Genomic DNA, 20297 nt, shown 5'->3' with positions numbered 1-20297 from the left:
GGCCGCTGATGGGGGCCGCGCGCGGGCTGGCGCTTCATGTCCCGGGGGACAGGTCGCGGCGCAGGCCGCTGATGGGTGCCGCGTCGCCGATAGCGAGGGCCCAGCTCATGTGCTCGCTGGCGTGGACGATGGCGACCTCGCCGTCGGGGCGGACCAGGATCAGGCCGACCGCGGCGCCGTTGTGGTGGCGTGAGGCGGCGGCGCACAGCGAGGCGGCGATCGTCGCGGCCTCGCCGGGTCGCTCGCTGGCCCGCCGCAGCGCCTCGAAGGCGAGCACGTGGGTGAGGATCGCCTCGCCGACGCCGGTCGTGCCGCAGGCGCCGAGCCCGGGGTGGGCGTAGAAGCCGGCGCCGCACAGCGGGGTGTCGCCGACCCGACCAGGGAGCTTGTGCAACACGCCGCCGGTCGATGCGGCGGCGCACAGGTGGCCGTGGCGGTCGAGCGCGACGGCGCCGACGGTGTCGGCCCGGTTGTCGGCGCTCGCGCGCCCGGCGAGGACCTCGCGGTGGGCGGCCTCGGCCTTGGCGGTCCACACCTCGTCACGGCCGAAGTGGCCGACCCCGTGGGCCCGCGCGAGCGCGGCGGCACCGACGCCGACGACCAGGCAGTGGGGGGTCTGCTCCATCACGAGGCGGGCGAGCAGGACCGCGTCGCGCACCGCGGACACGCTGGCGACCGCGCCGGAGCGGAGGTCGCGGGAGCGCATGATCGCGGCGTCGTGCTCGAAGTCGCCGTCGCGGTTCATGCATGCGCCGCGGCCGGCGTTGAAGGTGGGGTCGTCCTCGAGCACGCGGACCGCGGCGACGGCCGCGTCCTCGCAGCTGCCGCCGTCGAGGAGCACGGCCTGACCCGCGGCGGCGGCGGCCCGGGTGCCGGCGATCGCGGCGGCGTGGTTCTCGGGGGCGACCGTGCCGGCGCCGCCGTGCACGACGATGACGGGAGTATGAGACGACATCGACGCGGAGGATCGCCAGCCGCGAGGCGCGAGGCAAGCGCCATCGAGGGTCGGCGCGGCGCGAGCTCTGGCAGGGATGTCGTGGCCCGCTCGCGCAGGCCGTAGGCACGTGGGATGTCGGCGACGTGGGCCGCTCGCACGCTCAGGCGTGCGGGCGCAGGCCGTAGGGGCGTGGGATGTCGGCGACGTGGGCCGCTCGCAGGCCGCGACGCTCGCGGCGGTGCATGGAGCGGCCGTCGGCGCGGCCGGCATGATCGTGCCCGAGGAGGTGACAGAGGCCGTGGATCGCCAGCACGGTGGCCTCGTCGAGCGCCGCTGCGGCGAGCGCGTCCGCGGGCGCATCGGCGGGCAGGCGCGCGGCGGCCTGGCGCAGCACGGCGTCCCAGCACAGGACGATGTCGCCGAGGGGGACGCCGAGTGCCGCCATGGCCTCACCCTCGGGGCCGGGTGGGCGCGCCGGGAAGGACAGGACGTCGGTCGGGCGGTCCTTGCCCATGTGCGCGGCGTTGAGGCGCTGGATCTCGGGATCGTCGACGATCGCCACGCTCACCCCGGGCAGCTCGGCCGCGGGGACGCCGATCCGTCGAGCGGCGCGGCGCAGGCGGCGATCGAGCGCACGCACCAGCGAGCGTGACACGCGGGGCTGGAGCGCCGGGGCCACGCGCCAGCGCAGGGCTTGACGATGAGATGTCCCAAAGGACAGGTCGTCGGGGCCGGCGTGAGCTGCGGGGTCGTGAGCGTCGCTGTCATGAGCGTCGCTGTCATGAGCGTCGCTGTCGTGAGCGTCGCTGCCGTGAGCTTCGCCATCGTAGTGGTCGTCGGGGGCGGTTGTCATATCAGGCGCAGGCCGACGCGTTCGTACACGCGGGCCTCGATGAAGGCCTGCAGGGCGTCGCGGTCGACCTTGCCGGCGTTGGCCTCGAGGTGGAGGATGTCGAGCGCGCGCGCGACCGGGACGGCGCGCTTGTAGGGCCGGTCGGCGGCGGTGAGGGCGTCGAAGATGTCGGCGACGGTCATGAGGCGGGCCTGGATCGGGATGTCGGCCGCGGGCAGGCGCGCGGGGTATCCGGAGCCGTTGAGGTATTCGTGGTGCTTGCCGGCGATCTCCGGGACACGGGCGAGGGCGCGGCCCCAGGGGATCTGGATCAGGAAGTTGTAGGTGTGACGGACGTGGCTCTCGACCTCCTCGCGCTCGCTGCGGGTGAGGCTGCCGCGCGGGACGAGGAGCGCCTGCAGGAGCTCATCGTCGAGGACGGCGAGCTCGCGGCCGCCGGCGTCCGTGAAGCGCAGGCCGGCGACCTCGTGCACGGCGGAGCTGACCTGCTCGATGAGGATCGTCGGCTCGTTGGCCCGCAGGACCACCTCGCGCCAGGCGTCGATGCGGGCGTACTCGCGGTGCAACTCGGCGAGCGCGGCCGGCTCGTCGGGGCGACCGGCGGCGAGCTGGGCCTGGAACCAGCGCAGCTGGGTGACGGTGCGCAGGTGCTCGAAGCGCTCGAGCACGCGCTCGAGCTGGGCGTCGTGCAGCTTCTTGGCCTTGACCAGCACCTGCTCGCGGACGCCGACCTTGCCGAAGTCGTGGAGGAGGCCGGCGTACTCGATCTCTCGCAGCTCCTGGCGGGTGAAGTGGTAGTCGCGGAAGGCCGGCGTCTCGCTACCGTCGACGACCTCGGCGAGGGCGACGGTGAGGTCGGCGACCCGCTGGCTGTGGCCGCTGGTGGTCGGGTCGCGCTGCTCGATGGCGGTGACGCTGGCCCGCACGAAGCCCTCGAAGAGGGCCTCGATCTCGGCGTAGAGGCCGGCGTTCTCCAGCGCCACGGCGCCCTGGGTCGCCAGCGCTTGCACGAGCCGGGCGTCGGCGTCGCTGAAGGCGTGGACGCGGGCGAACTCCTGCGGGCCGTCGAGCGGGCCGCGCCCGTGCTTGGCGTTGATCAGCTGCACGGCGCCGACGACCTGGCCCTGCGGCGGGCGCATCGGCACGGTGAGCATGGAGCGGGTCTCGTAGCCGAAGCGATCGTCGAAGCTGCGGTCGTGGGCGTGGGCTGTCTCTGCGGACAGGTCAGGGATGTTGATGATCTCGCCGGTGCGCACGCAGTGGCCGACGATCGAGGCGTCGGAGACGGGCAGCGTGAACTCGGCGAGGTCGGCGGTGACGGAGTCGTTGTGGGCGACGCGGAAGCGCAGGCGCCGGCCCTCGTCCTCGACGACGTAGACCGAGCCGGCGTCGGCGCCCGTGATCGCGCGGGCGTGGCGGAGGATGAGCTCGAGCACCCGCCTCGGGTCGCGCTCACGGTTGAGGGCCAGGCCGACGTCGATGAGCTGGTCGGCGACGCGGCCCTGGAGGACGGTCTGGGCGGCGCGGATGCCCTCCTCGATGGCCCGCTGCAGCAGCGCCCGCGGGGTCGGGAGGGTCAGGGCGTGGACGCGGTGGTGGGGCAAGCGAGCGAGCGCGGAGCCGAGGCTCTCGGCGGTGCCGACCAGCACGAGCACGTCGCACTCCTCGGGCGGGACGCGGCCGGCCTCGACGATCGCCAGGCGGGCGCGGTCGCGGATAAGGACGGCCGCCCGCGCGGCGCCGCTGGATTCGCTGAGCAGTTGCAAGCGACCGAGGCCCGGCTCGCGGCGGACCTCGCCTCGCAGCCAGGCCATGACCTCGGCGAAGCTGGCGATCATCGCGACGGGGGCCTCCACGGCGCCAGCCTAGCGGCGGGGGCTGGCGCGTGCACGCCCTTTCGCGCGGCCCGACTCCCCTGCCCCGCACCCCTCGCGGTCACACCGGCCTGCGGATCCACCAGCGTTCACGAGGGCCCGGCCGGTCCGGTTGGATGTTCCACGGGTGACCTGAGAAGTGCCTGCCGACCGGATCAGACCGGCTTGCGGCGCTTGCCACGTGAGCGCAGTCCGCCCTTGCGGCCGCGCGAGCCGTCGTCGGCGAAGGGCGGCGGGAGCAGCGGATCGTGGTAGCCGGTGGTGCTGCTCTGCTGCAGCTCTAGCTCGGACAGCAGGATCGGCGGGGCGATGCCGCTGACGGGGATCGAGCCGCTCTCGGCGTAGCAGAAGCCCTGGTCGGTCTCACTGTCGCGGCCGAAGGCGACGATGCGCTGGAGGGCCGCGAGCGGGGTGCCGATCAGCTCGACGTCGCGGATCCGGCGGCTGACGCCGGTGGTCGCGTCGACCAGGTGGACCTCGGCGAGCACGCCCTTGAACACCTGGAAGTCGTAGTCGGCGGTGCTGGTCTCGCCGGCGAGGATCCGGCGGATGATGACGCCCTGACGTCGACCCTGGAAGCGAGCCAGCTCGGCGAGGCGGAGCTTGAGGGCCTCCCAGGTCTCGCCCTGGCCCGCGATGCCCTCGACCACGAAGTTGCCCATGCGGGCCATCGGCCGCTCGACGCCGTCGTGACGACCGTGACCGTTGCTGTGCTCGCTGCCCGGCACGGGGGTGCGGCTCTGCAGGAAGCCGCGGAGCACACCGTCTTCGACCAGGAGGGTGCGGCGGGCCGGCACGCCCTCGTCGTCGACGCGGTAGCTGCCCCACAGCGGCTCCTTGCCGCAATGGGTCATGGTGGGGTCGTCGAGGACGTTGAGGCCGGGGGGAAGGATGCGCTCGCCCTTCTTGCGGGCGAAGGTCTTGCTCTCGCCGCGGGCGACCAGGCGCTCGCCCTCGAGGCGGTGGCCGAGGGCCTCGTGGAACAGGGTGCTGGCGGCCTGGCCCGAGAGCAGCGCCGGGCCGATGAAGGCGCCGGGGCTCTCTGCCTCGCGCAGCTGGGCCAGCTCGACGATGACCTCGTCGAGCGCACGCTCGAGCGTGGCCCGGTCCGGGACCTCCTCGACGGCCCGCAGGTACAGCTGGCGCGAGCCCTCGACGTAGACGCCGTCCTCGGTGAGGACCCAGCCTTCGATGCCGATCTGAATGAACACATCTTCGGTGAGGACCTGGGTGCCCTCGCTGGTGACCAGCCAGCGGTGGACCCGCTCGGCGGACAGGCTGATGCCGGGATCGTAGATCTCGGGGTGCTGCAGGAAGCGACGGGAGAGGTCGACCAGGACCCGCTCCCAGGCGGCGCGCGGGAAGTCGTCGTGGTGCAGGACCTCGCGGTGGACGATCGGACGCTCGCGGGTCATGGCGCTGACCTCGTCGCGCAGGTACTCGCTGAGGGTGGCCTTCTTGTGGTCGTAGTAGTCCTCGAGGGCCTCGTCGAACTTGAGCTGGGTCAGCTTCCACAGGGCGATCTGGAGGGCCTGGAGGTTCAAGTCGTCGGGGGCGTCGATCCAGTCGTTGCTCTCGCGCTCCTCGGCGCCCTCGCCGAGGCCGCCGTCGATCACGTTGTCGAACTTGTGGCTGCCGACCCGGACATCCGCGTAGATGTGCGCGTGGGTCTGGTCCCGGGAGCGCAGCAGGGCGCCGTGGGCGGCCCGCAGGCGCAGCGCGTGGACCCGCCGCAGCGCGTAGAGCATGAAGTAGGGTCGCGGCGACCCGGGGACCACCATGCCGTCCAGCGAACGCCGCAGCTCCCGCTGCATGACATCGAGGATTTCCTGCGGCTCGGGCAGCCCAGGGGGGTTATACGGGGGAATCAGGCGCGAAACGGCTGTCATCTCGACCTCGGGCCCTCACGCATAGCCGCGCACCGATCGCCGCGCAAGCGACCGGCCTGGACGCCGTCCACGGGGGTGCTGGGGGGCCGATGGGGCGAGGCGCGGCGGTACGCGGGCCGCGTCCGGCCGAGCGGCCCGGGCGCGAGCGCGCCCAATCCGGGGCGAATCGGGGCGAATCGGGGCGAATCGGGGGGCGCGAGCGCCTGCCCCAAATGCCAGCGAGATGCCAACGAGATGCCAGCGAGGTGCCAGCTACTCGTCGATGACGGCCGTGAAAAGGTCCTTCACGAGGTCGTGGCCGTCGGGGTTGGGGTGGATGCAGGTGAGGTCGAAGAGGGTCTTGTTGTCGGGGCCGCGGTAGCAGGGGGCGGTGGGGTCGCCGGCCTTGAAGCCGTGGCCGCAGAAGTTCTCGAGCAGGAAGATCATGTCCGTCTGGGTGTCGACGGCGATGTCCATGTACTGCTCGTTGATCCACAGGACCAGGTCCTTGAGCAGCTGCGGATCCTCCCACGGCTTGTCGAAGCCGCCGAGGCCGGCAGCCGGGCAGGACATGAGGTCGCCGGTGCCATCCGTGAACTCGTAGATGTTGGCGTAGACCACGAAGACGCCGTTGGGGAACTTGTCCGGGTCGTCGACGAACCACTGCACGGCTTCGCGCTGGAGCTGGATGAACGCCTCGGCGGCGGCGGTGACCTCGTCGATCGGCTTGCCGTTGGCGCCGTCCTTGGCGATCGAGGCGAGGTCGTTGCCGCCCATGGTGGTGATGATGAGGGTCCGCTTGTCGAACAGGTCGGGTGGGAAGCAGTCCTCGGTCTGGCCCACGAAGTCGTCGGTGCGGGCGCCCCACTTCGAACAGCTGCTGAAGTCGCCGGAGTCCTTGACCAGGGCGACGCCGTCGATCGGGTTGACCTGCTTCCACAGGTCGTTGGGTGGCATCAGGCCGAACTTCTCGACCAGCATGTCAGCGAGCTCGGAGCGGTAGAAGTCCTTGCCCTGGGTCGGCGGGGTGCCGACGGTGACCGAGTCACCGAGGAACACGACGCGCTCGATGTCGGTGATGTCCTGATGGTTGGTGCCCTTGCAGTGGCTGCCGATGACGGGGTCGAATTGTGCGTAGTCGATCAGGAGCTGGCCCTGGTTCACGAAGGGCTCGAACAGGCAGTCGAGCGGGCCGACCGGGCCGGTGGTGCTGTCGTCGGTGGTGCTGCCGCTGTCGCTGGTGGGGTCGCCGCTGGTGCTGCCGCCCGGGTCGGAGGTCGGCTCGACGGTGCCGCCGCTGCCCGTGGCGCTGTCCGTGGCGCTGCCCCCGGTCTCGCTGCCGGGGCCGCCGGTCTCGCCGCTGGGGCCACCCGTGGTCGGGGCGCTCTCACCGCTGGTGGCGCCGCCGGTCTCGCTGCCGTGCTATCGCCGGTACACGCGGTCAGGGGGACGATCAGGAGCGAGGCGAGGGTGGTTGCGAGGGGGCGCATTCTCGCAACTTATCACGGGGGCGCGACGGGCTTGCAAGCAAAAACCGGCGAGGTCGGCGGGCCACGGCGATCGGGTTGGCGATCAGTTGGCGATCGGTCGGCGATCGGTCGGCGATCGGTCGGCGATCGGGGTCGCCATGGCTTGGCGACGAGCGGGACCCCGCGATGGTGCGTCGTCTTCGCTGGCTGCTAGTGGCTGCCGGGGCCGCTGGCTTCAGGCTTGCTGTGCGCGTGGCCGGGGTCCTGCGCCGACGCCAGGTCGTCGGGGTCGCGTTCGGAGTCGTGGCCGTTGCCGTGGCCGTTGCCATGCCCGTTGCCAGGTGGGGGGTCATCGACCAGGTCGTGGCGGCGCGGTGGGGGCTGGTTGCGACGGCGCTGGTCGTCGCGGTCGTAGGCCAGGATGATGCGCTGGACCAGCTGGTGGCGCATGACATCGGCGGCGCTGAAGGGGCAGAAGCCGACGCCGTCGACGCCGCGCAGGACCTTGAGCGCGTGCGAGAGGCCGGAGCGCTTGCCGCTCGGCAAGTCGTTCTGGCTGGGGTCCCCGGTGACCACCGCCCGGGTGCCAGTGCCGATGCGGGTCAGGAACATCTTCATCTGCTCGGGGGTGGTGTTCTGGGCCTCGTCGAGGATCAGGAAGGTCTCGCTGAGGGTCCGCCCGCGCATGTAGGCCAGCGGTGCGATCTCGATGATGCCCTGCTCCATCATGCGCAGGACCTTCTGCACGTCGAGCATGTCGTGCAGGGCGTCGTAGAGCGGGCGCATGTACGGGCTGATCTTCTCCTCGAAGGTGCCGGGGAGGAAGCCGAGGTTCTCACCGGCCTCGATCGCGGGGCGGGCCAGGATGATCCGGCGGACGCGCTTGTCCATCAGCATGCGCACGCCCATGGCCACGGCGAGGTAGGTCTTGCCGGTGCCTGCGGGGCCGACCCCGAAGTTGAGGTCGTAGCGGCGCAGGCAGTCGACGTAGTACTTCTGGGCCAGGCTGCGCGGGGCGATCGGTCGGCCGCTGCCGGTGCGGCCGACGATGGTGTCGTCGAACAGGCTGCGCAGGTCGATGCGAGGCTCGCGGCGCATGACCTCGAGGGCGCGCGAGAGGTCCCCGGCGTGGATCGGCGTGCCGGCGCGGGCCATGCCGACCATCTGTCGCAGCAGACGCTCGACGAGCGCAGCCGCGGCGTCTTCGCCGTCGATCGTCACCTCCCCCCCGCGCACATGCAGCGTGACACCCGTCGACCGCTGCAGATCCTCCATCGCTTGCCCGCCGACCGAACCCAGTACGAGTTGCAGCGGCACCTGATCTTCGAAGCTTAGTTTGATCGTCACGGTTGGTTCGTTGTGCGTGCCTTCTCGAGGATCAACCTGCAGCGCCGCTGTGGTATGGCGCTGCCGATGACCTTACCACGCGACCCCGGCCAGGCAAAGCCGAGCAGTGGCGCGCCCGGCGAGCATGAAGGCGCCTCGGCGAGTGACACGACACCGCTGCATCGTCGCCACGGGCTGCGTGATGGCCTCGACGGATTGCGCGATCTGATGGACCGCCTGCTCGCGCCCGACGGCTGCGCGTGGGATCGCGAGCAGACCCTGGACAGCCTGCGGCCCTACCTTATCGAGGAGGCGTACGAGGTGCTCGAGGCGATGGACGAACCCGAGGCGCACCGTCGCGAGCTCGGCGACCTCCTGCTGCAGATCGTCTTTCAGGCGGCGCTGCGCGAGCGTGAGGGCGCATTCGATCTCGAGGGCGTGATCGCGGCCATCCGCGACAAGATGATCCGTCGCCACCCGCACGTGTTCGGAGCGCGCGACGGGGACCGTCCCGACGCCGACGCGGTGAGCAAGCAGTGGGCGCAGATCAAGGAGGACGAGCGCGCGAGCGAGGCGAAGGACGCGGGTCCGCGGCGACCGCTGGCCGGCGTGCCGCGCTCGTTGCCGGCGCTGCAGCGGGCGTGGCGGCTGCAGGACAAGGCGGCGAGCGTCGGCTTCGACTGGCCGAGCATCACCGGCGCCTCGGCCAAGATCCGCGAGGAGTGGGAGGAGCTCGAGCAGGCGCGAGAGTCCGGGGACGTCGATCACGTGCGCGAGGAGTTCGGCGACCTGCTGTTCGTGCTGGTGCGCTACGGGCAGAAGCTCGGGATCGCCGCCGAGGACGCGCTGCGGGCCACCTGCGCCAAGTTCGAGGCCCGCTTCGGGTACGTGATGCAGGCCTGCCACGAGCAGGGCATCGACCCGACGACGGCCGGGCTCGCGCGACTCGACGAGTTCTGGGACGAGGCGAAGCGGCGCGGGATCGGTCGCCCGTCGTGACGGCCGCGGGCCGCCGGCCCCAGATCTGACTCTTGGGACAGGTGCCTCGCGGGGCCCCGAGCGGCACCTAGACCGAGGCGCGTTCGGCCCCGTTGCAGCAAAGCCCAGGGGACCCGCGCCGCGACGGCGTTCCGACCGTGGTCGGTGGCGCGACAGGGGGCCTGGCCTACGCTGGAACTGTCGGGATGAACGAGCGCCACCACAGCCCCCTGCCCTGCGCGTACCGCAGCAGCGAACGCCACGACGAGCACCTGCGCGTCGCGGCCGAGCGACCGCTGCGCTGCGCCGGTGAGGCGCTGAATCTGGCGGTGCTGTGTCTCGAGGACGAGGGCGAGGGCGAGGGTCCAACGGCCCGTCAGCGTCGCGCAGCGCAGGCCCGCGGCTTCCTCGTCGAGGCCGTGCTCGCCCTCGGGCGGGCGCGGGTGTTCCTGCCGGAGGTCCGCGGCTACAGCGTGCCGGTGATCATGGCGATCGACCCCGACCTCGAGGCCGAGCTCGGTCGCCTGCATCAGATCGCCACCCGCCTGCTCTGGTACAACCACGCGCTGCTGCCGGCGCGTGGGCAGGCCAGGCCGCTGCGCCCTGAGGACGAGGCCCAGCTGGCGGTGTTGGTCCGCGGCCTGGCGCGCACGGCCCGGCTCGACCGGGTGCTGCGCCACGCCTGGCTGTGCGCGGCGGCCTCGGTGGCCGCGCTCGGCCCGACGCTCGGCATCACGGCGGTGGCGCTGCTGCTGTCCGCGGTCGTGATGCTGGTGGCGACGCTGCAGCTCGGCCGGGCGCTGCGCACCCACGCGGCGCAGTCCTCGGGACAGTCATCGAGCTAGTCGTCGCGGCGGTCGGCGACCGCGTCGTCGCGCCCGTCGAGCTAGTCGTCAAACAGCGGCACGGGCACGAGGATCGTGCCCTTGAGCCGACCCTGCAGCTCCTCGATGTCAGTGGGCTTCACGCCGTAGGTGCCGATCATGATCATGTGGCCCTTGAAGCTGTGGCGCTCATGGAAGGCGACGAGCGCGTCGAGGGCGGCGACCATCGGCGACTTCTGGCTGTGCTTGTTGGGCACGAGGGCGAGATAGAGGTCCATGTCGGTCGGGGCGATCTCGGTGAGCTCGGTGAAGATGCGGATGACGTTGCCCTCGATGCCCTCGGGGCGGATCGAGTCGCGGGTCACGCGGTAGACGAACTCGCTGCGCACGCCCTTGGTCATGTGGAACACGACGACCTGGCGGTACGGGATGCCGGTGGCGCGGCTCTGCTGGCGGGCGAGGTCGATCGCCTTGGTGATCAGGCGGCCGACCCGGACGCCGCCGACGGCGACGACGATCGTGCGCTGCTGCGGATCGATGACGGTCGACTCGACGGTCTCCAGGACGCGGCGCAGGTAGCGGTAGCCGGCGCGCATCAGCGGGCGGTGGTTGTGGACCAGGACCACGCTGCCGACCAGCACGAGCACGGTGGTGAAGAGGGTGCGCAGCTCGCCCATCGGCGCGGGCGTGTTGGTCCACATGGTGAGCAAGGTGTAGCTGAGCGCCACACCGCCGATGAGCGCACCGATCGGCAGGCGTGTGCCGAACAGGGTGATGTTCCACGGGGCAGTGTAGACGCGGCGGTCATCGGCCTTGAAGCGCCGCAGCAGGACGAAGCCGACCATGCCCGAGAGCAGGACCAGGCCGAACATGGCCCAGTACCAGCGCTCGAGGGTGACGAGGTGCCAGTCAGCCTGCACGGCGAGCAGGGTGCAGGCCAGCAGCATCATGAGGTGCAGCCGCGAGAAGGCGCCGCGATCGTTGGAGACCAGCAGGGCGCGCGGCAGGAGGTCGTCGCGGGCCATCGCCAGCCACAGGCCGCGGGCGCCGACGAAGGCGGTGTTGGTCGCGGCGATGAGCATGAGCGCGGCGTTGGCGAGCATGACGGTGCGCCATCCATCGGCGACGGCGAGCGAGCCGGTGAGCCCGAAGCCGACGTGACGTCCGAGCTGGCCAAGCAGGTCGCTCGAGTGGGCGAGCAGGACCTCGGGCGGGAGCAGCAGGAACACGAGCAGCGCGAGCGAGCCGCCGACGACCAGGAGGATGAGGAGCATCGCCCAGTAGATCTTGGGCACGTCGCGCTGGGGGTTCTCGAGCTCCTCGGGGATGTTCATCACCGACTCGACGCCCGAGGCGCCGAGGATCACGTTGCCGACCCCGGCGAGCAGGAGCGGCGCGCCGATCAGCGCCAGGCCGGGCAGGAAGCCGCCGCTGTGCCAGATACCGGGATCGCCGGCCATCGGCGCGCCGGCGCCGTAGAGCACCGGATCGATGTCGACGCCCTGGAGCGCGAGGCAGACCCAGCCGCCGACGATCGTCACGGCCATGATCGCGAGGTTTAGCAGCATGACCGCCCGGCTGACGCGCACGCCCTGCTTGAGCCCGTGGTTGTTGAGGTGGGTCAGCAGCACGAGCGGCGGGAACAGGGCGGCGACTGGCGGCGAGAGGGCTGGCGCGAGCACGACGCCGAGGGCGCCTGCGAGGAGCACCGTCCACACGACGCTGCGCCAGGCCCGGGGCGTGACCCAGATGCCGAACACCAGCGCAGGCACGGCCGAGAGACCGACCGTGCTGAGGCCACCGGCACGGCCGAACATGTGGGCGAGGATCGAGATGTAGTCGCCGTACGCGAGCAGGCTGGCGATCGCGGTGGCGACGTAGGAGATCGAGATGATGACGCCGACGAGCGCGGCGGCCAGCAGGGCGAGGCGGCCCAGGTGGCTGAGGCCGTAGCGCGTCATCATGTAGGTGCCGCCGTTGGACAGGGTCAGCAGCACGGCCTCGATGTAGAGCGGCGCGAGCAGCAGCAGCAGCAGGTACAGGCCGATCTGGACCAGCGGGGTGGCGTAGCCGACGCCCGCGACCAGGAGCACGCCCGACGCGTAGTACGGCGTGGTCAGCGGGTGCGGCCCGACCAGGTAGAGGCCCTCGCGCCAGGTGAGGCGGGGCCTCGGAGCTTCGCCGTCCTCGGTGCTCATGCGCTGCCCTGCGACTTATGCCCGGCCGTGACGATCGTGACAACCCGGGGGGCCCGGCGCGATACCGACCGGTGGGCCATAGCGACGACGAAACACGGCGACGAGTGCTCCTCGCTCCGTGTTGTCGTCGCTGCGGCTCAGGTCTGGCGACGACGAGACAGGGCGAGGAGCGCTGCTCCTCGCCCTGTCTTGTTGTCGCCGCGGCTCAGGGCGCGGCGGGCTTCTTCTCGGCCGGCTTCGCGGGCTTCGCGGGCTTCACGGGCGCCGCGGGGGTCGTCGGCGCGGTCGGTCCGCTGCCAGGCGACGCGTCTTTGAAGAACTCGGCCTTGTCCTTGCGGATCTGCTTGAAGCTCGCGTCGGAGATCACATAGAACCACTTGTCGAAGCGGGCCTGCAGCTGCTTGGCTCGCTTCAGGCCCTCGGGCTCATCGGGCGGCGGACCTGCCGGGTTGATCGTGCGGTCGCTGGCCGGGTCGTAGGCCACGTCGACGAACATGTAGCGGTTGGCGTCCTTCTTCTCCTCGTCGGGCTTGGCCTCGGCGGGCTTGCTACCATCCTCGCTGCCGGCGGTGAGGGCGAGGCCCGAGTCGAGCGTGATCTCGCCGAAGTAGAGGGTGTAAACCACGCCGTCTTCGGTGATGGCCTTGACCTCGCCCTCGTTGCCGAACAGGCGCCGGCCGTCGGGGGTGACGAAGAAGCCCTTGCTCTGCAGGGCCTGCAGGGTGAGCTGCTCGGGCCGCGGGCGCACGCCGACGATCTGCAGGCGGTCGACGCCGCTGAGGATCTGGCGGATCTTGAAGCTGTCGAGCTCCTTGCCGTCGACGCCGGTGCTGCCCTCGCCGATCACCCACATGCCCTCTTTGTCGTCGGGCTTGCTGGGGTCCGGCTCACGCTTGAGGAGCAGCGGGTCGCGCTCGGTGACCTTGCCCTGGGCCTCGTCGACCTTGTACGAGTCGCTGAGGAACTGGGTGATCGAGTCCTGCTCGATCTTCAGCAGGTCCTTCTCGATCCAGTCGGTGAAGTTGGTCGAGATGTCGACATCGATCTTGGACGCGTAGACGCGCTTCTGATCGGGCAGGCGGACGTAGAAGAAGCCCTCCTTGTCGTCCAGCTTCTTGCCGAGGATGATGTCGACCAGGACGGTGCCGGCGGCGTCCTTGATGGTGATCCGCTGGCCGCGGCCCTTGGCGTTGGGGTCCGACGGGTCCTCGACGCCGAACTGGGCGTGGTCCTCGCTCCGTTCGCTGCGCAGGACGTCCTTCTTCACGTCGATGAACGATGCGGCGGCCTTGCCCATGCGCTCGGTGCCGTCGGCCGGGTAGTCGTTGTGGCTGGGGATGACCCAGCGACCCGCCTTCTGCTCGACCTTGAAGTTGGTGACGCGGGCGGCGGTGTCGTCCCAGCTGGTGACCTCGAGGCTGCTGGCCTGGGCGGGGTCGCTGAAGCTGGGGAACAGCGGCGTGCCGGTGTCCTCGTAGGCGACCGCGGCGATCTCGACCGGTCGCATCCAGATCGCCAGGCCGAGGCTGCCCAGGGCGATGACCACGGAGATGAGCGTCGTGCGGTTCACTTGGCACCTCGCTTACGGGAGCTGGGGATGGCGTCTTGTTCGCGCTGACGCTTGCGCATGAAGATGAAGAAGCCGAGCAGGATCGCCGGCACCGGCGGGACCAGGACCGCGAGCACGCGGATCCAGTCCTCGACCTTGCGCACCTCGGCGAGGTGCTCCGACTCGGTGCGCTCCATGGCCCGCACCTTGTCGCGCATGATGAGCTCGCGCTTGGCGTTGAGGCGCCGGTTCTCGGCCTCCTCGGCGCTCTTGAGCAGCACCGCCTTGGTGGTCTCGTCGAGGCTGGTGTCGTCGTTGATCTTCTTGACCGCGGCGTCGAGGGCGTCCTGGGCGGCCTTGATGTCGGCCTCGGCCTTGGCGCTGGCGCTGGCGACCTCCTCGTTGCGCTTGTCGCTGGCGGCCTTGGTCAGGTCGTCGACCTTGCTGAGGCGGCGGTACTTGGACTTGCGGCCGCGCAGCTCGACCAGGCCGGCGTCGCCCGAGAGCGCGTCGATGGCGTTGAGCAGGAAGGTGACGTTGTCGAAGCGGATGTCGTCGACGCCGTCGCCGTCGAGGTCGCCGCCGCGCTCGTTGAGGACGAAGAACTGGTCGCCGAAGAGGTCGAGGTCGGCGACGACGACGACGTTCTTGCCCTTGCTGGCGCCCTCGCCGGAGGTCTCGCCGGCGGTGACGTGGGCGGCGAGCACCTGGCTCTCGGCGAGCATGGTGCGCTGGCGCGGGAGCACGGGGCCCTGGAGGCCGAAGAGCATGTGGCGCTCGACCATGTCATCGAACTTGTTGAAGCCGCCGCGGGTGCCGGTGCGCAGCAGGGGGACGAACTCGGCCTCGTGTCCGGCGGAGGGCTTGAGCTCGCCGCCGAACAGGACCACGACCTCGCTGAGGCCGGCGGCGATCGGATCCTCGCCGGCGAAGGGGTCGGTGCCGTCGGGGCGCTTGCCGACGAAGATGACGTGCGGCGGGGTGCCGGCGAAGCTCGGGTGCGGGTTGTCGGTGTCGAAGACGATCTTCTCCGGGTCCCAGTCGACGCCCAGCTTGCTTAGGAAGCCGCGGAAGTCGCCCTTGGGCTCGCCGGGAGGGGGCGGGCCGAACATGTTCTGCTGCTGGCCCGGCGGCGGCTTCATCGGCTCGCTGGGGGACAGGCTCATGTCGAAGAGCGGCATGGGGTCGACGGTGAGCAGCGCGGGGCGGCCGGCGTCGATGTACTTCTGGATGAACTCGAGCTGCGGCGTGGTGGTGCTGCTCAGCTGCGGGACCAGCAGGACGTCGACGTCGGCCGGGATCTCGGCGCCGGGGTTCAGGCTGCGGACCTCGTACTGCTTCTTGAGCTCGGCGATGACGCGCCAGGCCGGCTGCTGGCGGCGGGCCTGGAGGTCGAAGTTACCCATGATGGTCGCGTCCGTGCGGAGCACGCCGACGACCTTCTTCTTCTCCTGGGTGACGGTGCGCAGGGCCCGGACGATCTCGTACTCCGGCGAGAGGCCGCGGTCGAGGAAGGGCACGACCTCCTCGTGCGGGCCGCTGACGAAGGCGACGCCGAGGAACAGCTGCATCTGCTGCACGCGGCCCGCCTCGCGGCTGGTGACCGGGGACGGGCTGATGCCGTAGTTGTCGACGGCCTCCTGGGCCTCGGGCGAGTAGGGCTCGGGCTCGACGATGCGGACGGTGAGTCCGGCGCCGCCACGGGCCTGCATCTCGCGGAGGATCGACAGCAGCTGCGAGCGGACGGCCACGTACTCGCGTGGCACCTCCTTCGAGACGTAGGCGTGGATGACGACCGGTCGCTCGGGGCTGATGCTGGCGATCAACGCCTGCGTGGGTTTGGTGATCTGGGACAGGCCCTCCTCGGTGACGTCGGCGCGGACGTTGGTGCGCTGGGCGACGTAGCCGAGCGAGACCGCGGTGACGAGGAGCGAGGAGAAGCGGATGAAGCGATGGATGCGCGGGTGCATGGCTACCAGTGCCTCCGGGAGATGAGGATCGTGCACAGATAGAGGGCGACGGCGGTGCCGCCGACGAAGAAGGCGATGTCGCCGAGGCGGAGGACGCCGTCGCCGAAGCTGGCGAAGTGGCTGGGGGCGCCGACCGAGCCGAAGAAGTCGGAGAACCAGGTGCCGAGGCCGAGGCGAGCCCCGCCGAGCCACAGCAGCAGGCCGATGGCGGCGCTGAGCAGGGCGCCGATGCTGGCGGCCCGACCGAAGTAGACGGCCCACTTGAGCGCGCCGAGGGCCCCGAGCAGGACCACGCCGACGATCGCGCTGGCCCACGGGGCGGTGCCGGCGAACACCAGGCTGGCGCAGCCGAGGGCGCCGAGGATGAAGGCGACGGTGGTGTTGGCGGTGAACATCGAGCCGACCATGCCGACCGCGACGAACAGCGCGCCCATCAGCCAGTAGCCGAGGTAGGTGGCGAACATGAGGCCCGCGTCGGGGTCGCCGAGGTAGGCCAGGACGACCACGTTGACCAGGCTGAACAGCAGGCCGACGGTGTAGACCCCGAGGGCGCCGAGGAACTTGCCGAGCACGACCTCGCCGTCGCGCACCGGGAGGGTGAGCAGCAGCTCGTCGGTGCCGGTGCTGCGCTCGTCCGCCCACAGGCCCATGGTGATGGCCGGGACGAAGAACATCAGGATGGCGGGCATCCAGCGGTTGAGGGTGGCGAGGTCGGCGAGGTTGCGGCTGAAGAAGCTGTCCGTGAGGAAGGCCGCCGCCGCCGAGGCGACGATGAACAGCGTCAGGAAGACGTAGCCGGTGGGATTGCCGAGGAAGCTGCGCAGCTCCTTGCGGAACAGCGCGCTGATGACAGCGCTGGCGGACATATCAGGCCGCCTCCTTCTTTTTCTTGTCCATGAGCTCGTAGAAGCGCTGCTCGACCGTGGAGTTGGCGCGCAGCTCGTCGATGGTGCCGGCGAAGGCGAGGCGGCCCTCGCCGACCACGATGACCTCGCTGGCGACGGCCTCGACCTCCTGCAGGATGTGGGTCGAGAGCAGGATGGTCTTGCTGCGACCGAGCTCGCGGATGAGCTGGCGGACCTCGCGGATCTGCAGCGGATCGAGGCCCGAGGTGGGCTCGTCGAAGATCAGCACCTCGGGGTCGTGGAGCAGGGCCTGGGCCATGCCGACGCGCTGGCGGTAGCCCTTAGACAGCTTGGCGACCGGCTTGCTCATGACCTCGCCGATGGCGCACTGCTCGGTGACGCGGCGGATCGCGGCGGGGGTGCTGCTGCCGAGACCGCGGATCTGGGCCACGAACTCGAGGGTCTCCCGCGGGGTCATGTCGGCGTAGAGCGGGCCGTTCTCCGGCAGGTAGCCGAGGCGGCGGGCGAGCGCGATGCGCTGCTCCGGGTCCCCGGGATCGAGGCCGAGCACCTCGGCGCGGCCGCTGGTGGCCGCGAGGTAGCCGGTGAGGATCTTCATGGTGGTGGATTTGCCGGCGCCGTTGGGCCCGAGGAAGGCGGCCACCGTGCCTTGCCGGACCGAGAAGCTCACCGAGTGCAGGGCGGCGAAGTCCCCGTAGATCTTGGAGAGGTTCTCGGCGCGGATCGTGACGCTTCGGCTGGAGAGGTCCTGCTTGGTCATCGTGGGATCCCGTCGAATTGATAGATGGAGAGGGCGAGGGAGAGGCGCTGAAGCGTCAGCGCCCCGCGGCGCGTGCCAAACCTCGCGCGTCGCATGTGTATTCCTTCCCCACGGCCCTGACAAGCCCGGCGAGGCCGTCCCGACGGTTTTTGGGGCGATCGCGGGGGAAATCTCGTCGAGCCCGCGACGGCGGCGAATTCTCAATGCGGCGGGAGTTGTGGCATAGCCTCGCGCCGATGTTGGAACGCCGCCCCGCCCTGCCCCGCGCCGCCCGTTCGCTCGCGCTCTGCCTGCTGATCCCCGCGTCAGGGGCCTGCGGCGCCCACCCGCCCGCGTCGGCGCCGGAGAAGCAGGCCCCGCTGGCGCTGTCGGCCGGGACCAGCCCGGCGCCTCCACCTGTCCTTGCGGCCAGCTCACCCGTGGTCGCCGCGCCGGCGCCAACGCCCGCACCCACGCCGGCACCGACACCCGTCGTCGCGCCCGCGTCCGGCGGTGCCGGTGGGCTCACGCCGCTCAGCGCCTCGCAGCGGGCGACGCTGTTGGCCGGGGCCGAGGACACGCTGACGCCGACGCCGATCCACTACGTGAAGAGCAACGAGGTCCGCCACGACGTGTGGTTCCCGTACGTGCGCGGCAAGGGCGGCGCGTACCTGGGGGTCGGCTCGGACCAGAATTACACGGTGGCCGCGGCGGCGCGCAGCGAGCTGATGTTCCTCTCGGACATCGACCGCAGCGTGGTCGATCTCCACCGGGTCTACGAGGTGCTGATCGAGGCCTCGGACACGCCGGAGCTGCTGCTCGGGCGCTTCGAGGAGTCGGCGGCGACGGCCAGCCGGGCGCTGCTGGAGACCGCGTTCGCCGATCTGCCGGAGCCCGAGCGACGCCGGATCGTGCGGCTCTACGGGGCGGCGCGCGAGACGGTGCTGATCCACCTGCGCCACGTGATCAAGCGGAAGCAGGGCGAGCTGGCGAGCACCTGGCTGTCCGATCCGGCGATGTATGAGCACATCCGGGCGCTGTTCCAGGCCGACCGCGTGCGGGCGATGGGCGGCGACCTGACCGGGGCCAACTCGCTGCAGACGGCCGCCGCTGCGGCGCGCGAGCTCGGGGTGCCCTTCGCGGTGATCTACCTGAGCAACGCGGAGGAGTACTTCGACTACACCAAGCAGTTCGTCGCCAACTTCGAGGCCTTCCCGATCGCCGACGGGGCTGTGCTGTTGCGGACGATCTACAACAAGCAGTGGGTCCACGCCGATCAGCTGTGGGCCTACCAGGTCCAGCCGCTGGCGGACTTCAAGCAGCGCCTCGGCGACCGCAAGAACCGCTCGCGCAACCCGATGCTGCGCTACGCCGACATCGAGGGCGTGCTCAACAAGGAGACCGGGACCAAGGGGCTGAGCCTGGTCGCGCTTCCAGTGGTCTCGCCGTGATCGGATGATCGTCCGGCGTTGGTAAGGACGTGTGTGGCCTCACGGATCGGCGGCGGAGCTTCGGCTATCTTGCCGCGCCATGAGCCTGGTGGACCAGAGCCCCGAAGCCTTCGTCTCGCAGCTGCGCTCGCTCGGTCAACACCGGGCCTACCTCATCCACGATCCCCAGAGCGGGCAGATCCACCGCTCGCACCCGGCGCTCGGCGAACTCGCTGATTTCCTGCTGGCGGGCAACCGCGACTACCAGCAGCACGAGGGTTTGTTTCTGGCGATCGGGCCGCGCAGCGGGGCGCTGTTCGGCGCCTTCGTGCACAAGACCCACCGCGGTCAGGGCCAGGGCGGGCTGCGCCACTGGCCCTACGCGACGATGACGGCGTTCCTGCGCGACGGCCTGCGCCTGGCCATGGGCATGACCCGCAAGAACGCGCTGGCGGGGCTGTGGTGGGGCGGCGGCAAGGGGCTCATCGCCCGCGCGCCGGGCGATGGTTTCCGCGATCCGGGCCACCGCGCCGAGCTGTACCGCGAGTACGCGGCCTTCGTGACCAGCCTGCGCGGCTGCTACATCACGGCCGAGGACGCGGGCACCGGGCCCGACGACATGGCGATCGTCCACCAGGGCACGCGCTTCGCGACCTGCATCCCGCCGCAGGTCGGCGGCTCCGGGAACCCCTCGCCGGCGACCGCCCGCGGGGTGGTGTGCGCGATGGAGGGGGCGCTCGATCACCTCGGCCTCGGCAGCCTCGGCGGCAAGAAGATCGCGATGCAGGGCACCGGCAACGTCGGCGCGGCGATGATCGGCGAGCTGCTGCAGCGCGGGGTCGCGGGCATCGTCGCCAGCGAGCTCTCGCTCGAGCGGCGGGCCCAGCTGATGCAGCAGTTCGCCGGGGCCCCGCTGGCGCTGGTGCCCGCCGAGCCGGGCGACAACAGCGTGCTCGCCACGCCCTGCGATATCCTCGCGCCCAACGCCCTCGGGGGGATCTTGAACCCGGACACGATCCCGGCGATCCAGGCCCGCGTGGTCTGTGGCGCGGCCAACAACCAGCTGCTGGACGACGAGCGCGACGCCCGGGCCCTGGCGGCGCGCGGCATCGTCTACGTGCCCGACTACCTGTGCAACCGGATGGGCATCGTCCACTGCGCCAACGAGCAGTACGGCCAGGTGCCGCACGACCCGGCGATCGAGCGTCACTTCGGCCGCGACTGGGACAACAGCGTCTATGTGATCACGCGGCGGGCGCTCGAGCTGGCGACGGCGCAGGGCATCACCACCGCGGCCGCGGCCAACAAGCTGGCCGACGAGCTGGCCCTGCAGCCGCACCCGATCTGGGGGCACCGCACCCGGGCGATCGTCGACGGTCTGCTCGCCGATCAGTGGCACCTGCAGGGCTGAGGCAG

The 20297-nt window shown here is 71.0% G+C and carries 15 protein-coding genes; 4 read left to right on the top strand and 11 right to left on the bottom strand.

Translation table 11 applies throughout. The annotated features are described in order from the left end of the window. Positions 1-34: 34 nt before the first annotated feature. From IPJ59_RS01805 to IPJ59_RS01780, 6 genes are all read right to left on the bottom strand, one after another. Complete coding sequence (locus IPJ59_RS01805) at positions 35-955, bottom strand: isoaspartyl peptidase/L-asparaginase family protein (RefSeq protein ID WP_293269500.1); 921 nt, start codon at positions 953-955, stop codon at positions 35-37. A gap of 142 nt (positions 956-1097) precedes the next feature. Continuing rightward, positions 1098-1790, bottom strand: coding sequence for an rRNA maturation RNase YbeY (gene ybeY, locus IPJ59_RS01800; RefSeq protein WP_293269499.1), 693 nt, complete (start codon positions 1788-1790; stop codon positions 1098-1100). Next, on the bottom strand, positions 1787-3646 hold the full coding sequence (locus IPJ59_RS01795) for an HD family phosphohydrolase (protein ID WP_293254038.1): 1860 nt from the start codon (positions 3644-3646) through the stop codon (positions 1787-1789). Before IPJ59_RS01795 ends, ybeY begins: the two co-directional genes overlap by 4 nt. Positions 3647-3819: 173 nt before the next feature. Further along, positions 3820-5478, bottom strand: a complete 1659-nt coding sequence (locus IPJ59_RS01790; RefSeq protein WP_293254035.1) for a TldD/PmbA family protein — start codon at positions 5476-5478, stop codon at positions 3820-3822. Positions 5479-5805: 327 nt separating this feature from the next. After that, positions 5806-6696, bottom strand: a complete 891-nt coding sequence (locus IPJ59_RS01785) for an SGNH/GDSL hydrolase family protein (RefSeq protein WP_293269497.1) — start codon at positions 6694-6696, stop codon at positions 5806-5808. 515 nt (positions 6697-7211) lie between these two features. Continuing rightward, positions 7212-8348, bottom strand: coding sequence for a PhoH family protein (locus IPJ59_RS01780; RefSeq protein WP_293269496.1), 1137 nt, complete (start codon positions 8346-8348; stop codon positions 7212-7214). 66 nt (positions 8349-8414) lie between these two features. Between IPJ59_RS01780 and mazG the strand changes: the two genes are divergently transcribed. Both mazG and IPJ59_RS01770 read left to right on the top strand, forming a co-directional pair. Then, positions 8415-9326: a nucleoside triphosphate pyrophosphohydrolase gene (gene mazG, locus IPJ59_RS01775; RefSeq protein ID WP_293254026.1), complete on the top strand. Its 912-nt coding sequence runs from the start codon at positions 8415-8417 to the stop codon at positions 9324-9326. A 185-nt stretch (positions 9327-9511) separates the two neighbouring features. After that, positions 9512-10150, top strand: coding sequence for a hypothetical protein (locus tag IPJ59_RS01770; RefSeq protein WP_293254023.1), 639 nt, complete (start codon positions 9512-9514; stop codon positions 10148-10150). 41 nt (positions 10151-10191) lie between these two features. On the opposite strand, the gene IPJ59_RS01765 is transcribed toward IPJ59_RS01770, so the two are convergent. From IPJ59_RS01765 to IPJ59_RS01745, 5 genes are all read right to left on the bottom strand, one after another. Further along, positions 10192-12327: an APC family permease gene (locus tag IPJ59_RS01765; RefSeq protein ID WP_293269495.1), complete on the bottom strand. Its 2136-nt coding sequence runs from the start codon at positions 12325-12327 to the stop codon at positions 10192-10194. A gap of 205 nt (positions 12328-12532) precedes the next feature. Further along, positions 12533-13897, bottom strand: coding sequence for a DUF4340 domain-containing protein (locus IPJ59_RS01760; protein ID WP_293269494.1), 1365 nt, complete (start codon positions 13895-13897; stop codon positions 12533-12535). Continuing rightward, the gene (locus IPJ59_RS01755) at positions 13894-15846 is read right to left on the bottom strand and encodes a Gldg family protein (RefSeq protein ID WP_293254014.1); all 1953 of its coding nucleotides are present in this window, start codon (positions 15844-15846) and stop codon (positions 13894-13896) included. Before IPJ59_RS01755 ends, IPJ59_RS01760 begins: the two co-directional genes overlap by 4 nt. Positions 15847-15848: 2 nt before the next feature. Next, positions 15849-16712 carry an ABC transporter permease gene (locus tag IPJ59_RS01750; RefSeq protein WP_293254011.1) on the bottom strand — a complete coding sequence of 288 codons (864 nt, stop codon included), beginning with the start codon at positions 16710-16712 and terminating at the stop codon, positions 15849-15851. A 1-nt stretch (position 16713) separates the two neighbouring features. Beyond that, positions 16714-17472, bottom strand: coding sequence for an ABC transporter ATP-binding protein (locus IPJ59_RS01745; protein WP_293269492.1), 759 nt, complete (start codon positions 17470-17472; stop codon positions 16714-16716). Between the two features lie 236 nt (positions 17473-17708). On the opposite strand from IPJ59_RS01745, the gene IPJ59_RS01740 reads away from it, so the two are divergent. Together IPJ59_RS01740 and IPJ59_RS01735 are read left to right on the top strand one after the other, a co-directional pair. Continuing rightward, entirely contained in the window at positions 17709-18902 is a 1194-nt protein-coding gene (locus IPJ59_RS01740) for an LIC_10091 family protein (protein WP_293254005.1), read from the top strand. A gap of 79 nt (positions 18903-18981) precedes the next feature. After that, entirely contained in the window at positions 18982-20292 is a 1311-nt protein-coding gene (locus IPJ59_RS01735; protein ID WP_293269491.1) for a Glu/Leu/Phe/Val dehydrogenase dimerization domain-containing protein, read from the top strand. The last annotated feature ends 5 nt before the right edge of the window (positions 20293-20297 follow it).

This window comes from Nannocystis sp., assembly GCF_016714285.1.
Taxonomy (GTDB): Bacteria; Myxococcota_A; Polyangia; order Nannocystales; family Nannocystaceae; genus Nannocystis.
This window is presented reverse-complemented; position numbering and strand designations above follow the sequence as displayed.

What these genes read in the sequence shown, in the direction of transcription:
- IPJ59_RS01805 (WP_293269500.1), bottom strand. Translation starts at nt 955, where the DNA reads ATGTCGTCTCATACTCCCGTCATCGTCGTGCACGGCGGCGCCGGCACG.
- ybeY (WP_293269499.1), bottom strand. Translation starts at nt 1,790, where the DNA reads ATGACAACCGCCCCCGACGACCACTACGATGGCGAAGCTCACGGCAGC.
- IPJ59_RS01790 (WP_293254035.1), bottom strand. Translation starts at nt 5,478, where the DNA reads ATGCAGCGGGAGCTGCGGCGTTCGCTGGACGGCATGGTGGTCCCCGGG.
- mazG (WP_293254026.1), top strand. Translation starts at nt 8,415, where the DNA reads ATGACCTTACCACGCGACCCCGGCCAGGCAAAGCCGAGCAGTGGCGCG.
- IPJ59_RS01770 (WP_293254023.1), top strand. Translation starts at nt 9,512, where the DNA reads ATGAACGAGCGCCACCACAGCCCCCTGCCCTGCGCGTACCGCAGCAGC.
- IPJ59_RS01765 (WP_293269495.1), bottom strand. Translation starts at nt 12,327, where the DNA reads ATGAGCACCGAGGACGGCGAAGCTCCGAGGCCCCGCCTCACCTGGCGC.
- IPJ59_RS01755 (WP_293254014.1), bottom strand. Translation starts at nt 15,846, where the DNA reads ATGCACCCGCGCATCCATCGCTTCATCCGCTTCTCCTCGCTCCTCGTC.
- IPJ59_RS01750 (WP_293254011.1), bottom strand. Translation starts at nt 16,712, where the DNA reads ATGTCCGCCAGCGCTGTCATCAGCGCGCTGTTCCGCAAGGAGCTGCGC.
- IPJ59_RS01745 (WP_293269492.1), bottom strand. Translation starts at nt 17,472, where the DNA reads ATGACCAAGCAGGACCTCTCCAGCCGAAGCGTCACGATCCGCGCCGAG.
- IPJ59_RS01740 (WP_293254005.1), top strand. Translation starts at nt 17,709, where the DNA reads ATGTTGGAACGCCGCCCCGCCCTGCCCCGCGCCGCCCGTTCGCTCGCG.
- IPJ59_RS01735 (WP_293269491.1), top strand. Translation starts at nt 18,982, where the DNA reads ATGAGCCTGGTGGACCAGAGCCCCGAAGCCTTCGTCTCGCAGCTGCGC.